Here is a 20,521-nt window from a genome sequence, read left to right on the forward strand (position 1 = left end):
AATATTTAACTATTTCCTAGGATAACAAACATTATAGTGTACTTTTACATTAATACAGCCATTTCAAAATAGCAATCTATATTTGCAAATTAGAAAATATTCAAAATCAACAAAATGTAAGTGTTTACTTTTAGAAGCTGTATGTTATAATCAATTCACACAGACTAAATAATAGCATTGAGTTTTATAATGTAAAACTAAAAGGAGAGATAAGAAGAAATGACCGAGCTGAATCGCTTTAGAGGTATTATTCCGCCAGTGTCAAGCATTCTTGATAAAGATGGTAATCTGAAAGAAGGCGAAATGGCGTTATTAATTGATAAACTAATTGAGGAAAAAGTAAATGGCTTATTCTTTTTAGGTACTGGTGGAGAATTTTCGCAAATGTTTGTAAAGGAGAGAAAGAGGATTGCTGAATTTGCTGTTAAGTATGTTGCAAAAAGAGTTCCTGTCTTAATTGGAATTGGCAGCACGAATACAAGGGAGGCAATTCTGCTTGGTCAGCATGCGGAACAAATAGGCGCAGATGGAATTGTTGCTATTAATCCCTATTATTGGAATTTAACCAAAGAGAATTTATATACTTACTTTAGTGACATAGCAAAGTCTGTTAAGCTGCCAGTTTTACTCTATAATTTTCCAACTCTTACAGGGCAGGATTTAACACCTGATTTCGTGATAGAGCTTGTTCTAAATCATCAAAATATAGTTGGTATTAAAGAAACGATTGATTCGATCGGACATATTCGTGAAATGAATGATAAGGTAAAAATGATTAACCCTGATTTTTCTGTTTTTTGTGGGTTTGATGACCATTTATTTAATACGCTACTGCTTGGAGGAGATGGCGCAATATCAGCTAGTGCAAATTTTGCACCACAACTATCAGTTGGTCTGTATAACTCCTTCTTAGCAGGAGATATAGAAAAAGCAGTTTCTTTGCAGAAACAATTAGCTATATTGCCACAACTATATAAAATAGATAGTCCGTTTGTAAATGTAGTGAAGGAAGCAACGAAATTATGTGGTTTGAATATTACAACAGAGGTGTTGCCTCCTGCTAAAGTCCTTAATGAAGAGAAGAAGCAGCAAGTTAAGGAAATTTTAAAACAGGCAAATTTATTATAAGAGAAGAAGATATATTCCTTTTTTTGAAATGATTATTTGTTTACTAAACAAACAGATATTGGAGGGTGATAGGATGACATTACCATTTATATTTGAAAACGAGAATAAATCTCTTTATGAAGTAAAAACGAATGCAAAGGGGCCAACTGGAACGCTACCACTTACTGCACAAATGCTGGAGGATTCGCCGAGCGGGGATTTATTCGGACTTAGCCAAAATGTAGGGATGGGATGGAAACCGAAAGATTTATTAGGAACAGAAGTCCTGATTCTAGGTACAAAAGGTGGTATAAGAGATCATAATGGTGAGCCAATCGCGCTAGGGTACCACACAGGACATTGGGAAGTTGATATCCTCATGGCAGAGGCAGCAGAAGAAATTCGAAACCATAAAGGTGTTCCCTTTGCGGGTTTTGTTAGTGATCCTTGTGACGGTCGTTCGCAAGGAACATTAGGAATGTTTGATTCTTTTCCTTATCGAAATGATGCTGCAATTGTTTATCGGCGTTTAATTCGTTCATTGCCTACTAGAGAAGCAGTAATAGGCGTTGCAACATGTGATAAAGGATTACCTGCCATGATGATTGCGCTTAGTTCTATGCATGATTTGCCAACTATTATTGTGCCTGGTGGTGTTACGCTGCCTCCAGCAATTGGGGAGGATGCAGGGAAAATCCAAACAATTGGCGCACGATTTGCCAATAAAGAGATTAGTTTGAAGGAAGCGGCAGAGCTTGGCTGCGTGGCATGTGCTACACCAGGAGGAGGCTGTCAATTCCTTGGTACTGCTGCAACATCGCAAGTAATTGCGGAAGCACTAGGCATAGCAGTCACTCATTCAGCACTTGCTCCTTCTGGACAAAAGATTTGGGCAGAAATGGCAAGGCAGTCAGCAAGAGCTGTTTTAGAAATGGAAAAGAATCAAATTAAAACAAAGGACATTATTACAGATAAAGCTATCGAGAATGCAATGGTTCTTCATGCGGCTTTTGGTGGTTCAACCAATCTTTTATTACATATTCCAGCTCTTGCACATGCTGCCAAATGTAAAATACCCACAGTAGATGATTGGGCAAGAATAAATCGCAAAACTCCACGTCTAGTAAGTGTTTTACCTAACGGACCAGATCATCATCCAACAGTTCGTGTTTTTCTTGCTGGTGGTGTACCAGAAGTAATGCTTCATTTACGAAAATTAGGGCTTTTACATGAAGATGTCCTAACTGTTACTGGTCATACTTTAGGAGAGAACTTAGATTGGTGGGAAAAATCCGAAAGAAGAACGCAATTAAGGAAACGTTTATTAGAAGCAGATGGTGTCAACCCTGAGCAAGTAATTATGGATCCTGCTACAGCAAAAGCAAGAGGGCTTACTTCCACGATCACCTTTCCAAAAGGGAATATTGCACCAGAAGGATCTGTTATTAAATCAACTTCAATTGATCGCACTGTAGTAGGAGAAGATGGAATCTATAGACATACAGGAACAGCGAAGGTATTTACATCGGAGAAAGCGGCTATTACTGCAATAAAAACTGGGGGAATAAAAGCAGGAGATGTAATGGTTGTAATGGGAGGAGGTCCATCTGGAACCGGAATGGAAGAAACCTATCAATTAACGTCTGCTTTGAAATATTTACCTTTTGGCAAATATGTATCCTTAATTACGGACGCACGTTTTTCAGGTGTCTCAACTGGAGCCTGCATCGGTCATATCGGTCCGGAAGCATTGAGCGATGGACCGATTGGAAGGCTGCGAAATGGAGATTTAATCGATATTATGGTTGATTGTGAAAACTTGATAGGAACAGTTGATTTTATTGGCACAGAAGATCAGCGATTGTCAAAAGAAGAGGCAACATCCGTTTTAAAAGCAAGAGAAGCGCATCCAGACCTTAAACCAGATCCTAATTTGCCAGATGATACAAGGCTTTGGGCGGCACTGCAAGCGGTTAGTGGCGGGACATGGAGAGGCAGTGTGTATGATGTTGACCGAATTATTGAAGTATTGGAAGCAGGGAAGAAGGCGTTAGCGAAAGAAGAAGGTTCTTTCATAAGATAGTGACACAGTATCTTAGTAGAAGATAGCTCTGATTGTCGTTGTAAGTTTGAATTAATTGTAAGCGTAAACAAAGTTATGGATGGAGGATTAAGATGTCGACCAATTTACAAAGGGAAGAGGTTACTCCGGCACAAAGTGCACCAGCTGGTGAAAAGATAAGTTTAATGGAAAGATTAGGGTATGGTTCGGGTGACTTAGCTAGTAATTTTATCTGGCAAGCAATGAGCATTTTTATTGTGTATTATTTTACAGATATCATTGGCATTGCAGCAGGGATTATAGGATCCATCATGTTGTTTTCCCGGATTTTTGATGGGATAACAGATATATTGATGGGTTACGTCATAGATAAGACGAAATCAAAGCATGGTAAGGCAAGACCTTGGCTATTATGGCTTGCGATTCCTTTTGCAATCTCAGCTGTATTACTGTTTACCGTTCCGGATGTAAGCACTGTTTGGCAAGTTGTTTATATTACAATTACCTATAATTTAGTTTGTTTGGTCTATACTGGCTTAAATGTACCGTATGGAACCTTAAACTCCTTAATTACACAAAATCAATACCAAAGATCTATTTTAAATGTATTTCGTATGAGTTTTGCGTTAATAGGATCACTTATAGTTAGTAATTTGACCCTTCCACTTGCAAATATCTTTGGAGGAGGCCAATTTGGATGGATTGTAACTTTCCTTATCTTTGGATCGATTGGTAGTAGTCTTTTCTACTTTTGTTTCAAATCAACCACTGAAAGAGTTAAGCCTGCTAGCAAGGAACAACAGCAAAATCCCGTAAAGCTAAAAGATAGTATAAGAACGCTTGGGAAAAATAAGTATTGGGCACTTGTGACGACATTTATCTTTATGACCTATATTTTTAATGCCTTAAATTCTGGAGCAGTCATTTATTTTGCTCAGTATATTTTAGATGACACCCTTCTAGTTGGACTTGTAACAACAGCTTATACAGTATTTATCCTTTTAGGAATGGTAATTGTAGCACCAATTACGAAAAGGTTTGGTAAAAGGAATGCCATTATTGTTGGGGAAGTAATTACGTTAATCGGTTATCTAATTATGTTAATTGACATCACTAATATAGCATTAATTGTAGCCGGTACGATAATTCGAGGGATCGGTAAGGCGCCGATTAATGGAAGTATGTTTGCGATGCTAGGTGACACGATCGAGTATGGGGAGTGGAAAACAGGTATTCGAAATGAAGGTATGGTATATAGCGGCGGAAGCATGGGTATCAAAATCGGTAGTGGATTAGGCACTGCTATTATAGGATGGGTATTATTCATTGGTGGATATGTTGGCGGCGGAGGCACGCAATCGAGTGCAGCATTGCTTTCTATTCAATCCTTGTTTATTTACATTCCAATGGCAATTACTGTTTTCTTAATTATCCTCATGCTATTCTATCGTTTAGATAAAATCTATCCTCGTATTATTAGTGATCTAAAAGCTAGAAGCGCAAACTAATTTCTAACAATTTATGTTATAGCAATAGTTGAAGCTATTGGGAATGTACTAGTTTTGTAGATTCCTTTCCTAAATTACCTTAGAATTTACCAATGTTAAGAAAAGGGGTTATGAAATGAGTAAAATAATCAATCCAGTCTTGCCAGGCTATCATCCTGATCCTTCTATTTTACGAGTTGGAGATGACTATTATATAGCGGTCTCTACTTTTGAATGGTTTCCAGGCATACAAATATATCATTCTAAAGACATGATTAATTGGAGATTGCTAACATATCCATTAACAAGAGAATCTCAATTAAATATGATTGGAAATGTCAATTCAGGAGGGGTTTGGGCGCCCTGTTTAAGTTATTCAGAAGGGATGTTTTTTTTAATCTATACAGATGTAAAAAGTAGAATGGGAGCTTTTAAGGATACACATAACTATTTAGTGACAGCTGAAAATATAGAAGGGCCTTGGTCTGAGCCGATTTATCTTAATAGTAGTGGATTTGATCCTTCCTTGTTTCATGATGAGGATGGGAGAAAATGGTTAGTCAATATGATTTGGGATTTTCGTAAAGGAACTAATTCTTTTGCAGGAATCGCCCTGCAAGAATATTCTGTAGAAGAAAAAAGGCTAGTGGGACCGGTACAAAATATTTTTAAGGGCTCAGAGATAGGGTTAACAGAGGCACCTCATATATATAAGCGGAATGGCTATTATTATTTAGTAACAGCAGAAGGAGGAACTTGGTATACCCATGCGGTTACAGTAGCAAGGTCAACTTCTTTATTTGGTCCATATGAAATAGATCCAACCAATCCAATCTTGACATCAGATGAGAGCAAAAAAGACCAGCTGCAAAAGGCGGGTCATGGAAGCTTGGTGGAAACTCAAAATGGTGAGTGGTATATGGCACATTTATGTGGAAGACCGGTTGTCGATAAAAAATGTATATTAGGGAGAGAAACTGCTATCCAAAAATGCTATTGGACAGAAGATGATTGGCTGCGTGTTGAAGGAGGACCAAATCCATCAACTATTGTAGAGGGACCGGACTTACAATTACATCCATTTGAACAAGAGAGCAACTTTGATGATTTCCAAGGTCATTCCTTAAAAAAATACTGGAACTCATTAAGAAGAATATTCATGGAGGATTGGATTTCACTAACAGAACGACCAGGTTATTTGACATTAAAGGGTGGAGAATCGATGAGCTCCCTTCATCATCAAAGCCTGTTAGCACGCAGACTAGAGAGTTTCACGGTGGAAGTAGAAACAGCAGTTGAATATACACCCGAAAACTTTCAACAAATGGCGGGATTAATTTTTTATTATGATACAGATGATTATGTGTACCTCCGAATTACAACACATGAAACGTTAGGAAAATGTATCGGAATCATTGAATCCAAGCATGGAGTTTATGATGAATTACTCGATCAAGATATACCTTTAAAATCTAAAGGGGAGGTTAAGGTAAAAGCACAAGTTGATCAGCAATGGCTACAATTTGCTTATGCAGAAGAAGATGAATGGAAGAATATTGGCAGTAAAATCGATATTAGTCATTTATCAGACGATGATGCAGATTATATACGCTTCACTGGGACCTTTGTTGGGATATGTACACAAGATTTAAGCGGGCAAAAGAAACCAAGTTATTTTTCATACTTTAAGTATGATGAGTTGTAAAACAGAATATCACAAGATGGGGCTGAGACAAAACTAAAAAGGCTATTCTTAAAGCTGAATAATCATTTGTTGAATTAGACGAATGATAAAAAGAATCTATTTTTGTTTCTCGCCCCATTTTATAAGATTAGTGAAATGGAGCGGAAGACACTCGACTCCTGCGGGAAATAGAGGAAAGGCTGAGACCCCGCAGCGCAGTGAGGAGGCTCAGCTTCCTCCCCGCGGAAAGCGAGTGACTGGAGCGCAATGGAACGAACTTGTTTTTTAGCTATAAAAAGGATAAATCAGCGAAAAGAAAAACCCAAACTATTACGATGTTTTATTGTATTATAGTTTGGCTTTTTCTTTATGTAAAATTCTTTTGTCCCACCCTCATCTTGATGTGATAGGAAAAGGTATAATTAATTATTTTTCCCCATAGATAGTGATATTTATGAACTTAGTTCACAACTTTGCCATAACTTTGTGAACTAAATGTGAAATACATCACAATATACTTTTCGATAGTGGAAATAGTGTTATTATATAAGTGTAGTAAGAAACAAACAAGATCTTGTAGAAGTAAATGTGAATCAATGAACAAACTAATAATTAATCATTTTAAGGAGATGGAGAAAATGTTAGATTTATTAAGAAATAATAAAGTAGTCGCAGGAATATTAGCTTTCATCCGAATTTATCTTGGTTATCAATTTATCCATGCAGGATATGAAAAATTAACAAGTGGTGCCTTTGACGCAAGTGGATTTTTACAAGGGGCGATCGCAAGCAGCACAGGTGAACACCCAGCGGTACAAGGATGGTGGGCAACATTTCTAGAACATGTAGCACTGCCGAATGCAGATATATTCACTTTCTTAGTTCAATGGGGAGAATTATTAGTAGGAATTGCATTAATTCTCGGTTTATTCACAAGCTTTGCAACTTTAATGGGAATGGTCATGAACTTCGCATTCTTGTTTAGTGGAACAGTAAGCACAAACGGACAAATGATCTTACTAGCCATTTTCGTAATCGTGGCAGGGGCTAACGCTGGTAAATTTGGTCTTGACCGCTATGCAATGCCATATATCAAAAATCAAATAAATAATAGAAAAAATAAACATAAAAAAGAAGCAGCCGTTGCTTAAGAAGTTTAAAAAAGGGAAGCCAGTTACAATTAGTAGCTGGCTTCTTTTACATATGCAGTTCTTTTTTCTTCTTCTTGTTTAAAATAAGCTTTTGCTTCTTCGATAAAATAATGGACGATTGGAGAAACCCATCTGCTTTTATGGTAAAAAAGAAAGGAAGCGACTTGCCCATGTTTCTTATCTAAACGCCGTGCAGATAATCGTCCATCCTTTAATTCATTTTGAATGGTAATTTCCGGCACAAGCGCAAGTCCCAACCCACATTGTACACATTGCTTAATTGCCTCAATGCTCCAAAACTCATGAAAAGAAGTTGGTGTAATATTTTCTTCCGCTATAAATTTATCAAAAATGGTCCGATAGGGGCAGTTGCTTTCCGAATAAAGAATAGAATTAGGCTGCATATGACTAGGGGAAGAAATGATACTCATATTTTCGTCTAACATTTTAATGGTTTCTAAGGACGGATTCTTCTTGAATTCTAGATTAAGAAGTAAGGCGATATCTAAATCGCCAATCTCTACTAAATGCTGCAGTTCCTCACATGTCCCCATTCGAACAGATAAATGAACATCCGGAAATTTCTCTTTATATGCCTGAATGATAGTAGGAAGACGGTAAACAGTTAATGATTCTGAAGCCCCAATCGTTATTTTTCCTTTTTTCATACTTGAAGATTGATGTAGTTCTTTTGCTCCCTTATGCAGGCGCAGCATTTCATTTGCATAAGGAAGAAATGATTTGCCCAGCTCTGTTAACGCAATGGATTTGCCGAGACGATCAAAAAGTGGGCCTTCTAGTTCCATCTCTAATGCTTGTATATGGGAAGTAATCGAGGATTGTGCATAGCCAAGCTGAGTAGCCGCCTTAGCAAAACCACCAGCTTCCACAATGGCTTTAAACGTTTGTAAATGGCGTATTTCCATATAGTATCCTCCTGTTATCGGTATAATCGATATTATTTATCGTATATATCTATTTTACTGAATGATAAAAGGCAAATACAATAGGAAAGGAGAAATAATTAAAAAACATCAGGAATGGGGAAAAAAGAATGAATCAAAGAAAAATTGGTTCCTTGACTTTAAGTGGGTTAATTATTGGACCACTCCTAGGATCAGGAATTATTTTATTGCCAACTATTATTTATGAAAATATCGGAAACTATGCGATCTTTGCATGGTTCATTATGTCCATCATTGGCATATGTTTTGCTTATGTCTGCGGAGAGTTAATGATACAGTTTCCAGGGGAAGAAGGGCTTGGTAATGCCATGGAAAAGGCATTTGGAGCAAAAATAAAAAATCTTTCATCTGTTTTTCTTATGATTGCTGCTTTGATGGGACCAGTTGCAGTGATGATGACAGCAGCTGAATATATTCAAACTTGGCTATTTCCAGGCAAGATCAAAGTAGAATGGATTGCGTTTATTTTACTCATCATGAACGGGTTGATACTGTTATTTCGTCTTAATTTTCTTGGGAAATTGTCTTTTATCATCTCCACATTTGCCGTATTGATATTAGTCAGTGGAAGTGTATTTTCTTTAATAAACCATCCTTCTGATACTTGGGATTTTCCTGTATTTCATTTTTCTTCCTTTGGTTATAGTCTCTTATTGCTTTTTTGGACAATAGTCGGCTGGGAGATTGTTGGGAATTATTCTAGTGAGGTGAAAAATCCAAAAACAACCATTCGGAGAGCGATCTTTTTTAGTGCGGCTGTCATTTTGGTTGTTAATTTAGTCCTTTCTGCTGCTGTTCAGTGGACAACATATACAGGCACGTTTACTATTCGTTTAACGGGGATTATGTATCCATTATTTGGACAGCTGTCTATTGGCTTATTGGCAATCGTCGCAACAGGACTTTGTATAACAACACATTTAATGGTTGTTGGTGGAGTAGCAAGACTAATAGCATCGTTATCAAAACCTATTTCCTCTCTCCATTTTCTAACTAAAAAGTTCTCTAATGGAGCACCATATAAAGCAATTGGTTTGCTTGTATTTATCCATCTTTTGTTTGCCTTTTTAGTCTTATTAAAATTAGTGACAGTAGAACAACTTGTTAGCCTTGCAAATGCCTTTTTCATTGCTAATGCTCTAATTGGTCTTTGTGCAGCAATTAAGTTATTGAAAAAACCATTGTTAAAAGGAATGGCTATAATGTTAAGTATCTTGTTTGCCATATTGCTTTTACGGTCATCCATTGTTGCATTAGTCATTATCCTTGTTTTAACTGGATTATTTAGCGGATGGCACAAGAGAGAACTAACCGGCAAGAAAAGAGTGATGTACGATAAAAAAATGACCAAAATGTAGGCAAGATAAGATAAAATGGCTTATATAGTGAGTGATCGTATGCTATTCATTAAATTTAAGCCAAGGAGAAAAAGAAATTGATTGGAACATTATTTAACTGTTTTATGATTTTAGCAGGGTGCATGATAGGCAGTTTTTTGAAAAAGGGAATTAAAGAGGAGTATCAGGATATTTTAATGCAGGCAATGGGACTTGCTGCAACTGCACTGGGAATCCATTCCATTGTTCAATACATGCCAGACAGTAAATATCCTGTTCTGTTTATAGTCAGTCTAGCTATTGGTGGTTTGATTGGCGAAAGGTTAGATATTGAAAATGCTTTTAAACGAGTTGTAGGCAAATTCTCAAAGGGAAATTTGGCAGAGGGATTATCGACTGCGATTTTACTTTTTTGTGCAGGGACTTTATCCATTTTAGGACCAATTGAGAGTGCGTTAAGGGGGAATCATACCTATCTATTTACAAATGCTATTTTAGATGGCGTAACATCGATTGTTCTAGCATCGACCTTTGGATTAGGAATTGCTGTTTCAGCTCTCGTTTTATTTGTGTGGCAAGGCTTTTTTTACGTAACAGCAGGCTTGCTGGCAAACTTTTTAACGCCAGATTTATTAGCAGAAATATCGATTATTGGTGGAATTCTTATCCTAAGTTCAGGACTTAGCATACTAGGAGTTAAAAATTTCAAGACATTAAATCTATTGCCGGCTCTGTTCATACCAGCAATTTGGTTTATAATTCTAAAGCTCTTTTAAACAAGGAACTTATGTCTAATCACTTTTGATTAAAAGTTTTTAATAAGGGTAATATACTTTTAAAACAGTTCAAGAGGTGATTACGATGGATAATACAATGAAACAAGAAGAACTTGAAACGTTAAGAGATCTGATTAAAGATGTCGATACAGCCATGTTGACAACTATTTCAGAAGAAGGGCTAGTCTCCCGTCCAATGAAAACGCAAGAAGTAGAGTTTGATGGTGATTTATGGTTTATAACAAAGAAAGACACCGATAAGTATGAAGAAATTTTACATGAAAATGAAGTGAATATCTCTTATGCAGGTAAATCCTATGTCTCGATAAGAGGTAGAGCGGAAATTGTAGAGGACATCGCCAAGAAAAAAGAATTATGGAGTAAGGCCTACGAAAAAATCATGAAAACGTCTTACGACGATCCGAATGTTGTTTTGATTAAAATAAAGGCAGAAGCAGCAGAATATTGGGATACTAGCTTTACAAAAAACATTGTCTATTTTTATAAAAGACTAGCAGGCAAAGAAGCGGAAAACACAGACATTAACGAAACAATTGAATTATAAGAATTCAAAAAAGCTCAGAGAACTTCTGAGCTTTTTTTATGTGGAGAAAATTAGGGGCCTGTTCTGATGAGAGGTAAATAGAAATCAAGAGTATCTCCAAAGAGTTAATTAGGAGAGAAAATTAAAAAAATATGAAGAGTGTAAAGCGAACTTGAAGTTTGTCAAAGGACTATTAGGTGTTTGTTAATGATTGGTAAATTTGGCTATTTCGTTAAATTTATATGGTTAAATAGGGATGTAATTCAATTGGGGAGGGGTTTGTTAGTGATTGCAGTAGAATTGAAGGACATTTCAAAATCATACGATAGACAAAAATCGGTAATTGATCAGATAAGTCTTTCCATAGAAGAAGGGGAATTTTTTGTGCTAGTTGGTCCATCAGGATCTGGGAAAAGTACATTATTACGAATGATTGCGGGTCTTGAAGAAATTTCTGGGGGCGTCTTGAAGATGAATAATAAGATTGTCAATCACCTGCCTCCAAAGGAACGCAATTTATCTATGGTCTTTCAAAATTATGCCTTATACCCACACTTAACGGTTGAACAAAATATTCTCTTTGGTTTACGTGCCAAAAAAATAGACAAGTTAGAACAGCAAAAAAGACTACAGGAAACAGCTGAGATGATGGGATTAACGGATCTATTAAAACGTAAGCCGAAGGAATTATCTGGCGGTCAAAGGCAGCGGGTAGCTCTTGCTAGATCTGTTGTCAGTGAAGCGCCAATTTGTTTAATGGATGAGCCACTTTCAAATTTAGATGCAAAGCTCCGCGCCCACATGAGAATAGAAATCCGCCGTTTACAAAAGAAGCTCGGCTTAACGATGATTTATGTAACCCATGATCAAGTAGAAGCAATGACAATGGGGGATCGAATCATGGTTTTAAATGATGGGAAAATCCAACAGGTAGGCGAACCGATTACTTTATATAATCAACCAGCCAATTTGTTTGTTGCATCTTTTATTGGTTCTCCGAAGATTAATTTAAGTAAAGGGAATTTAATTGATTATAAATTAGTGTTGGAGAGTGGTTTGCAAATTAGCATGGATAAAGAAGAAATTCTACCACTATTATCCTATCCAAATTTAACGATGGGGATAAGAGCGGAACATATTTTGCCAGCAGCTCCAGAAGAGAAGACGCACACTTTAGAGGTACTCAATGTAGAGCAGCTAGGAAATGAAACACTGTTAACCTTTGAAGTGGGTAATGAGCTTTGGACGGCTAAATGGTTAGGGCAATGGCGGATTCAGGCAGGAGATCATGTACCAGTTCAGTTGTCCTCTAAAAATATTTGCTTTTTTGATCCTGAATCAGGAGCATTGATTAGACCAGCAATTGCAGTCAAAGAACAAGAGGTTGTTGGACTATGAGTGAGGTTGTATATCGGCAGGAAGTGGAACCTTCCATTGATTTTATAAAAGAAAAAAAGAAGCAACATTTACAGTATTGGCTGAAAGGAATGCTATTTCTATTACCTTCTATTCTCTTATTTAGTGTTTTCTTATTTTATCCATTAGGAAGAACTATCTTTTTAAGTTTTTTCTTAACGGATAATCGAGGTGACCCAACAGTCTTTGTAGGGCTGGAAAATTACTTGGAAATTTTCAAATCTGCTATTTTCCTGCAAAGTTTAAAGTCAACCTTGTTTTTTGCTTTATACACAGTTCCAGGAACGATTATCGTCAGCTTATTTCTAGCGATTCTTGCCAATGAAAAGTTACGTGGAATTGGTGTTTTCCGAACCGTGTTTTCCTCTTCCATGGGGATTTCAGTTGCGGCAGCATCTGTATTTTGGATGTTCTTATTTCATCCGACAATTGGGTGGCTGAACCGTATTATAACAACATTTGGAATAGAGCCAATTGGCTGGCTGACCGATCCTAATTGGGCACTTTTTTCTGTATCTGTTTCTACCATTTGGATGAATGTCGGATTTACCTTCTTAATTTTATTAGGAGGACTTCAATCGATTGATTCTTATCTCTATGAAAGTGCTGATATAGACGGAGCCGGCTACTTTTATAAATTAAGACGGATTACGATTCCGATGCTTTCTCCCACTTTATTTTTTGTCCTGACTGTAACATTAATAAATGCCTTTCAAACATTCGGTCAAGTAGATATGTTAACAAGAGGTGGACCGCAAAACGAAACGAATTTAATCGTTTATTCTATCTACCAAGAGGCATTTATGAATTACCAGTATGGAACAGCAAGTGCACAAGCAATTATTCTTTTTGTCATCATTTTGGTTCTCACCATTATTCAATTTAAGCTTGGGGAAAGGAAGGTCCATTATCAGTGACATTGCCAATTCATAAAAAAACTATCTTTTACATTCTCTTAATCGTTTCGGCACTGCTCATTTTTTCGCCAGCTATAATCGCTTTTCTAATGAGCTTTATGTCTTCACAGGATATTATGACGGGAAAAATAATTCCAACCGGATTAACATTGGACAATTATATAAAAGTGTTTGAACGCTTTCCTTTAATGCAATATTTATTAAATAGTTTCATCGTTTCCCTTGTTATCATGCTCGGACAATTAATACTTGCTAGTTTAGCTGCTTATGCATTTGTTTTTTTAGAGTTTAAAGGGAGAGATTTAATCTTCTTTATCTTTATTGCAACCATGATGGTGCCATTTGAAGCATCTATCATCCCAAACTTTCAAACGATAAGAAATCTAAACTGGCTGGATCATTATAATGGTTTAACCATTCCGTTTTTTGCAACAGCCTTTGGTACGTTTCTCTTACGGCAAAATTTTAAACAAATTCCCAAAGAACTTAAGGAAGCAAGTGAAATTGCGGGAATTGGGGATCTTAAATTTTATTTAACGGTTGTTCTGCCAATGGCGAAAACAAGTTTGATTACACTAGGCGTGTATGGGTTTGTTACATCTTGGAATATGTATCTCTGGCCCCTACTGGCGACAACAAATGATAGTGTACGTACTGTTCAAATAGGGTTAAGGCAGCTTCAATCACAGGAACAGTTAAATGAATGGGGCGTTATTATGGCAGGAGCAATAATTGTTGTTCTGCCAACATTAATCCTATTATTTTTAGGGCAGAAAAAGCTTCAGAAGGGATTAACGGAAGGAGCTTTAAAATAATTTTTTCACGGTATTTAACTAACTGATATTTGGGGAGTGAAAGGAAAATGAAGAAAACAAAGCAGTTATTCAGTATATTCATGCTATCAATCGTTTTATTTATGGTAGGCTGCAGCAATAATGCAGAATCATCTACTAGTGGTGAAAAACAGGTGGGGCCAACTACCGTTACATTCTGGCATTCTATGGGCGGAGCAGCTCAAGAAGCATTGAATAGTATTGTAGAGGAATATAACAGTTCACAGGATAAGGTGAAAATCAAGGCAGAATATCAAGGTACATATGATGAAGCATTAACAAAATTCCATACAGTTGCAGGGACAGAAAGTGCGCCAACGATGATGCAGGTTTTTGAAATCGGCACAAAATCGATGATCAATAGTGGTTTTGTGGAACCGATTCAGACACTCATTGATGAAGATGGTTATGATATGAGCGGTTTAGAAGAAAATATCACAAACTACTATAAAATTAATGATACTTTTTATTCGATGCCATTTAACTCTTCTACACCAGTTATGTATTACAACAAGGATGCTTTTAAAGCAGCAGGTTTAGATCCCGAGAAAGCTCCCGCAACATTTGAGGAAGTAGAAGAAGCTGGAAAAGCGATAGCAAAAGCAAATCCAAAAATGAAAGGATTTGCCCTCCAAGCGTATGGTTGGTTATATGAGCAATTATTAGCTAACCAAGGAGCATTATTAATGAATAATGAGAATGGACGAACAGACACACCAACAGAAATTGGCTTTACGGATGAACAAGGAAAGTCGGTTTTTCAATGGGTTAAACGAATGATTGATGACAAAACCTTTGCTAACTATGGCACGAATGGTGACAACATGGTAGCTGGATTCCTTGCAGGAGATGTAGCAATGTTTATGCAATCGTCTGCTAGCGCAAGAGACGTCATTGATAATGCGTCTTTTGATGTAGGTGTGGCTTTTATTCCCCATCCAGAAGCTGTAGAAAGACAAGGTGTAGTTATAGGTGGAGCAAGTCTGTGGATGATGAAAGATAAGAGTGAGGAGGAGAAAAAAGCAGCCTGGGAATTTATGAAGTACTTACAAACAAAAGAAGTTCAGGCAAAATGGCATGTTGGCACAGGATATTTTGCAATTAATCCAGATGCTTATAGTGAACAAGTTGTAACAGAAGCATATGAGAAAATGCCACAATTGAAAGTTACAGTGGAGCAATTGCAATCTACTAAGTCTTCTTATGCTACACAAGGTGCTTTAATGGATATGATTCCAGAAGGACGTCGCATTAGCGAAACAGCACTTGAGACAGTTTATAACGGTGGCGATATCGAGGAGACGTATAGCAATATGGTAAAACAATTTAATGAAGCAATTGAAAAGGCGAATCGGGCTAGAAAATAATAGATCGTTTAGGAAACAGATTAATTTTATACTAGTTAGTCTGTTTCTTTGCCATTAACAAAGGAGAGAGGAAGCATGAATCAAACCAAAGTATACGGACATAGAGGCGCAAAAGGCCGATTTCCTGAAAATACGCTTCTTAGTTTTCAACAAGCGATACTACAAGGAGTAGATGGAATTGAATTAGATATCCACCTGACAAAGGATGGGGAAGTAGTTGTTATTCATGATGAATTTTTAAATCGCACAACCGACGGAACTGGGGTTGTAAAATCCTATACACTAGAAGAGCTTAAACAATTTAGTGCGGGAAGTAAATTTTCCTCCCTTCCTGATTATGAAGAAAGCTGGATCGCAGAAAAAGTGCCTACATTAAAAGAGGTATTACAGTTGCTTGCTCCATACGATATCGAATTAAATATTGAACTTAAAACTTATACATTTGCATATGAAGGAATTGAAGAAAAGGCTCTAGCACTTGTGAACGAATTTGGAAATGGGCGGAAGGTTGTTTATTCTTCTTTTCATTTGCCGACTTTATTAAGAATAAAAGGACTGGATCCATCTGCTTCGATTGCGTGGTTATTAAATCAAGTCATTTCCAACCCTCTCGATTATATAAAAAGCTTGGAATTAGAGGCTTTGCATCTCCATAAAGAAATGGTGATTGATAACTTAAAAGATTGGCAGGAATTAAGAAAGCATGTAAGAGTATGGACTGTAAATAAAAAGGAAGAGTTAACTAATCTTATCGAAGCCGAAGTAGAATCTATTATTACTGATTATCCAGAAGTGGCCATAGCGATTAGACAAGAAAGGGCTGTTTCTGTTGAGTAAATTTTTAAATAGAAGCATCCTTTTGCTGATTTTAATTGTCTTCCTTTCTGCCTGCGGAAATAATCAGTCAGTACAAACGATGGTCAGTCCATCTGTGACAGAACACGAAGAAACTCCAAGGGTGATCGCACATAGAGGGGCAAATGAATGGTACAACGAGAGTACCATTACTGCCTATCAAATAGCAGCTCAATCTGGTGTGGATTCATTAGAAATGGATTTAAGAATGACAAAGGATGGCGAGTTAGTTGCCATGCATGATGACACAATCGATCGGACTACAAATGGCACAGGGAAGGTTTCTGATTACACATTAGAAGAACTAAGAGCGTTTCAAACAATCGAATCGGATACTAGGAAAGAGATAAAGGAAAAAATCCCCACATTAAAGGAAATAATCGAAACTTTTCAAGATACACAAAAGTACTATATTGAGACAAGGCTGGTTGATGGAAAACTAGCAATGGAGGAAAAGCTAATTAACCTATTAAAGGAGTATGGGCTTTTAGACAAAAATTTGGTGACGATTCAATCCTTTTCAGAGGAGAGTTTATTGAAAATCAAAGAAATGGCACCAGATACTGAATTAGCGCTTCTTTTTCGCAAAGGCTCTTTTTCCCTAGAAAAAGCTAGTACGGTTGATTTTCCTATCATCGGCATAGAGTCTACAGATATTACAAAAGAGGTGGTAGACGAATTACATAAAAAGGAAAAAGAGGTACATGTCTATTTTACGAATAAGAAAACGCAAAAAGTGGAACAAGAACGAGTTCACGAATTTGGAGTGGATGGCTATTTCACCGACTTTATTCATTTTACGAAAGAGATTTTAGCAATATAAACAGGGAAAATGGGGGTGAAGAATTAATTCACGCCCATTTTCCCTGTTTATATTGCATAGTTAGCTTAAACAAATGTTTTTATATGTTTCGTTACACAGAGTTTTAAATATAGAGTCAGGCAGCGGTAAATAGCAGTCATAAGCAATTTTTGCATGTTCTCGTGCTTTATCGATATTATTAAGTTCCTTATAACAAAGAGCAATAAATATATCTTTGGTATAATAAATAGCTTGGTCAACAGGATGGTTAATATGTTTAGGTATATAAATTGTTCTTAAAATGTCGAGTGCTTCTTTATATACTTTTACATAGTACATCGCTTTTCCCTTTTGAAGCATATTCCAATTATCACCGCTTCCTTTTTGAGTGTTTTCGTCAAAAGTTAAATATTGATCAATGATAGGCATTGCTTGATGGTATTCTCCCTTTACATGCAGTAAGTATTCCACATAAATTACATCACAGAGTTCTTCAAAAATTTTATCTTCTACAAATTCACCATATTGCTTTAGTTTTTTTAAGTAGTAATGAAATTTTTCTTCATCTCCCACTAGCAAGGCAACCACTGTAGCAAGCTTATAGATATCGTCTATTTTGTAGTAGAGTTTTTCTTTTCTCGAGTATTCCAATGCGCTTTCCACTGCTTCTGAAGTTGCTTTTATGTCTCCGATTGCTGAATATAAGGCAGCGATATGATAATCCATAGTGACTTTAGTCATAGGATCTATCTTTATATGAGTTGTTTCAATATGATGTCGTTCTTCCAAATAACATTGTAAAGCGTCTTGATAGCGGTGTTCCAAATAAAAGTTTATTCCTCTGAAGAATGCAATGTTTGCCCGATTAGCAGTAAGATTAAGCGAATCATAAATTAATGCTGCTTTATCACAATATAATGCCCATTCCTTTTTATTCAGACAAAATAGACTGCGGCTATAAATTTCCAATAAGCGAGCTGATTCATAGCTTTCATTCAAATTAGAGATATAGGGCTCAATTAAGGCGGTCAGTTTGGAGCATTGTTCTATGGTTTCCTCAGAGTGTTTAAAATAAATACGAAATTCTTCATGTATCTTTTCTGCTTCCTCTAATACTTTTCTTAATTCAACAATACTTACCTTTTCTAATAACTCTGATATATCAACGCCTAGTCTTCCCGCAATATATTCCAAACTCTCCATAGAAGGGCGCGCTTTATTATTCTCAATTTGACTAAGCATGCCTTTGGTTAATCTATCGCCAGCTAATGCCTCAAGGGTCATTTTTTTTTGTTTTCGTAATGTGCGAATGCGTTCGCCTAACATAATCGTACAACTCCTTCTTTCGATAGTTTAATTATATTAAACTTTTCCTTGAAAGGAAAGTTTTGGTGTGATATGATTTGTTTAATTTAATTAAACTTTTAAAGGAAGGACGATGTTTTGGTGAAAGAATATTCGTTAGAAAAGAGGGCCACCTACCATTTATGGACATTCGTCAGTAGTAAATTAATTGCCACAGCTGGGTCACAAATTTATACATTTGCAATTAGTTTATATATTTTGCATTTAACTGGCTCGTCGATGAGTTTTGCCGTAAATATGTTATGCAATATTTTGCCGCGGACAGTTGTAGCACCTTTTGCTGGGTCTATTATTGATAGGTATCCTCGTAAACATATTGCGATTACAGCGCAGACAGCCTCTACCGTATCTATTGGTGGATTGCTGCTTTATAGTGTAACGATGGGATTATCTCTACCTGCTATTTATACAACATCTTGTATTTTATCTATAACCTCGATGTTTGCGAGCAATGCTTTTACTTCTTCTTTAACAGGATTAGTGGATGAAAGCCGCATTCAAAAAGCGTCTTCCATGAATCAAATTGCTGTTTCTATTGCGCAAATTGCCAGTCCTGCTATCGGTGGAATATTATTCGGTCTTGTCTCCATGTCTGTTTTTTTAACTATTTTTCTGATTGCCTCGTTGATTGCTGTTGTACTTGATTCCACAATGAATTTTACATTGTTTGAAAAGGAAAAAGAAAAGGCAGAACAACAGGAAACGGTTTGGAGGAGTTTGAAGGCAGGATTAGTTTATGTTAAGAATCAACCGCTATTAGTAGCTATGATTAGTATTAGTCTTATCGTCAATTTTATTTTTACTGCTTTTAATATTGGTTTTCCTTATGTAGTGAATACAAAACTCCATATGCCATCTGTCCAATTTGGAATGGTGGAAGGTGCTTTTGCGGTTGGTACTTTATTGCTTTCTATTTATCTTTCATTAGGAAAGGAATTTAAACAACCCTTCCAAGTAAGTAAATTGGGAATTATAGCGCTAGGAATATTAATGGCAGCTGCAGCTATTCCAATCTTCATTCCGATGTCGGCAGCCTCTATATTTATCTTTTACTTAATGCTAATGTTTTTATTTGGATCTGTTAATATACTGGTTAATATCCCAATAATGGTATTAATGCAAAAGAAGATTGCGAATGAATATAAAGGAAGGGTTTTTACTATATTAGAGACATTTGCAATGGGAATGATGCCGGTAGGAACACTTATCTTTGGTGTGTTATATGATTATGTTCCTGCGCAATGGATTCTCTTAATAGCTGGTGCCTTATTGATTATATCTGTATTCATCCTTGCAAGGCCATCTGTGATGGAAAAGGCAGCAGAATCAGGGGATACAGTTCCGGTAACCAAACATAGAGCAACTTCTGTATAATAATGAAGCAAATTTCTACAGTTTCCGTACTCAAAATATCTGGGATGAACCATGGTTTTCCGGAGCAGATAAAAAAGCTGCATCTAAAAATCAAAATCTTTATTCTAAAGAGACTGGGACATAAGTATTTCAATTAAATTTAATCCCGAACAATTATACGTACACACTAAAAAAAATTCGTATAATTGTTTGGTTTTTTTATTTATTTTAAGAAAGAAGTTTTGTGGTAATCGCACGCAGACTGAATACACTGCGCTTTCCATGGGGCGAGCGCCAAGCCTCCTCGTCACTACGTTCCTGCGGGGTCTTGGACTTTCTCGCAGCTCCCATAGGAGTCTCCGTGTATTCAGTCTGCTCCGTTTTATTTTCTTTTGAAAAAAATGCTGGAACTAAATAATCTTTAAAAACGGAGTGAAATGGAGCGGAGGACACTCAACTCCTGCGGGAAGTAGAGCAAAGCCTAAGACCCCACAGGCTTG

The 20,521-nt window shown here is 36.6% G+C and carries 17 protein-coding genes; 15 read left to right on the plus strand and 2 right to left on the minus strand.

What is annotated here, in order from left to right; translation table 11 throughout:
* Positions 1 to 219: 219 nt before the first annotated feature.
* The 5 genes from NiCM35_RS03825 (at position 220) to NiCM35_RS03845 (ending at position 7,491) form a co-directional block, all read left to right on the plus strand.
* Positions 220 to 1,128, plus strand: coding sequence for a dihydrodipicolinate synthase family protein (locus NiCM35_RS03825; protein ID WP_433778682.1), 909 nt, complete (start codon positions 220 to 222; stop codon positions 1,126 to 1,128).
* Positions 1,129 to 1,201: 73 nt separating this feature from the next.
* The gene (locus NiCM35_RS03830; RefSeq protein ID WP_095332321.1) at positions 1,202 to 3,190 is read left to right on the plus strand and encodes a YjhG/YagF family D-xylonate dehydratase; all 1,989 of its coding nucleotides are present in this window, start codon (positions 1,202 to 1,204) and stop codon (positions 3,188 to 3,190) included.
* A gap of 92 nt (positions 3,191 to 3,282) precedes the next feature.
* On the plus strand, positions 3,283 to 4,677 hold the full coding sequence (locus tag NiCM35_RS03835; protein WP_370999845.1) for an MFS transporter: 1,395 nt from the start codon (positions 3,283 to 3,285) through the stop codon (positions 4,675 to 4,677).
* A gap of 115 nt (positions 4,678 to 4,792) precedes the next feature.
* Positions 4,793 to 6,361, plus strand: coding sequence for a glycoside hydrolase family 43 protein (locus tag NiCM35_RS03840; RefSeq protein ID WP_433778683.1), 1,569 nt, complete (start codon positions 4,793 to 4,795; stop codon positions 6,359 to 6,361).
* A 617-nt stretch (positions 6,362 to 6,978) separates the two neighbouring features.
* On the plus strand, positions 6,979 to 7,491 hold the full coding sequence (locus NiCM35_RS03845) for a DoxX family protein (RefSeq protein WP_095334082.1): 513 nt from the start codon (positions 6,979 to 6,981) through the stop codon (positions 7,489 to 7,491).
* 29 nt (positions 7,492 to 7,520) lie between these two features.
* On the opposite strand, the gene NiCM35_RS03850 is transcribed toward NiCM35_RS03845, so the two are convergent.
* Positions 7,521 to 8,417, minus strand: a complete 897-nt coding sequence (locus tag NiCM35_RS03850; protein ID WP_095334080.1) for a LysR family transcriptional regulator — start codon at positions 8,415 to 8,417, stop codon at positions 7,521 to 7,523.
* Positions 8,418 to 8,545: 128 nt separating this feature from the next.
* Between NiCM35_RS03850 and NiCM35_RS03855 the strand changes: the two genes are divergently transcribed.
* From NiCM35_RS03855 to NiCM35_RS03895, 9 genes are all read left to right on the plus strand, one after another.
* Entirely contained in the window at positions 8,546 to 9,814 is a 1,269-nt protein-coding gene (locus tag NiCM35_RS03855) for an APC family permease (protein ID WP_433778685.1), read from the plus strand.
* 77 nt (positions 9,815 to 9,891) lie between these two features.
* Entirely contained in the window at positions 9,892 to 10,569 is a 678-nt protein-coding gene (locus NiCM35_RS03860; RefSeq protein ID WP_123257351.1) for a DUF554 domain-containing protein, read from the plus strand.
* Between the two features lie 85 nt (positions 10,570 to 10,654).
* Positions 10,655 to 11,134 (plus strand): pyridoxamine 5'-phosphate oxidase family protein, encoded by a 480-nt coding sequence (locus NiCM35_RS03865; protein WP_095334074.1) that lies wholly within the window; start codon positions 10,655 to 10,657, stop codon positions 11,132 to 11,134.
* 264 nt (positions 11,135 to 11,398) lie between these two features.
* A complete protein-coding gene (locus tag NiCM35_RS03870; RefSeq protein WP_433778686.1) occupies positions 11,399 to 12,511 on the plus strand; it encodes an ABC transporter ATP-binding protein in 1,113 nt (370 codons plus the stop codon).
* Positions 12,508 to 13,446, plus strand: a complete 939-nt coding sequence (locus NiCM35_RS03875; RefSeq protein ID WP_095334072.1) for a carbohydrate ABC transporter permease — start codon at positions 12,508 to 12,510, stop codon at positions 13,444 to 13,446. Before NiCM35_RS03870 ends, NiCM35_RS03875 begins: the two co-directional genes overlap by 4 nt.
* On the plus strand, positions 13,443 to 14,261 hold the full coding sequence (locus NiCM35_RS03880) for a carbohydrate ABC transporter permease (protein ID WP_095334070.1): 819 nt from the start codon (positions 13,443 to 13,445) through the stop codon (positions 14,259 to 14,261). The genes NiCM35_RS03875 and NiCM35_RS03880 overlap by 4 nt, the downstream gene beginning before the upstream one ends.
* 47 nt (positions 14,262 to 14,308) lie before the next feature.
* Entirely contained in the window at positions 14,309 to 15,646 is a 1,338-nt protein-coding gene (locus tag NiCM35_RS03885; protein WP_123257352.1) for an ABC transporter substrate-binding protein, read from the plus strand.
* A gap of 75 nt (positions 15,647 to 15,721) precedes the next feature.
* Positions 15,722 to 16,483 carry a glycerophosphodiester phosphodiesterase gene (locus NiCM35_RS03890; protein WP_433778689.1) on the plus strand — a complete coding sequence of 254 codons (762 nt, stop codon included), beginning with the start codon at positions 15,722 to 15,724 and terminating at the stop codon, positions 16,481 to 16,483.
* Complete coding sequence (locus tag NiCM35_RS03895) at positions 16,476 to 17,324, plus strand: glycerophosphodiester phosphodiesterase (RefSeq protein WP_433778690.1); 849 nt, start codon at positions 16,476 to 16,478, stop codon at positions 17,322 to 17,324. Before NiCM35_RS03890 ends, NiCM35_RS03895 begins: the two co-directional genes overlap by 8 nt.
* A 60-nt stretch (positions 17,325 to 17,384) precedes the next feature.
* Here NiCM35_RS03895 and NiCM35_RS03900 read toward each other — a convergent pair whose 3' ends face one another.
* Positions 17,385 to 18,629 (minus strand): helix-turn-helix domain-containing protein, encoded by a 1,245-nt coding sequence (locus NiCM35_RS03900; RefSeq protein WP_095334062.1) that lies wholly within the window; start codon positions 18,627 to 18,629, stop codon positions 17,385 to 17,387.
* A gap of 120 nt (positions 18,630 to 18,749) precedes the next feature.
* Between NiCM35_RS03900 and NiCM35_RS03905 the strand changes: the two genes are divergently transcribed.
* Positions 18,750 to 20,042 (plus strand): MFS transporter, encoded by a 1,293-nt coding sequence (locus NiCM35_RS03905; protein ID WP_249879517.1) that lies wholly within the window; start codon positions 18,750 to 18,752, stop codon positions 20,040 to 20,042.
* Positions 20,043 to 20,521: the final 479 nt, after the last annotated feature.

Origin of the sequence: Niallia sp. M35, from assembly GCF_050971705.1 — a bacterium.
GTDB lineage: Bacteria > Bacillota > Bacilli > Bacillales > Cytobacillaceae > Niallia > Niallia circulans_A.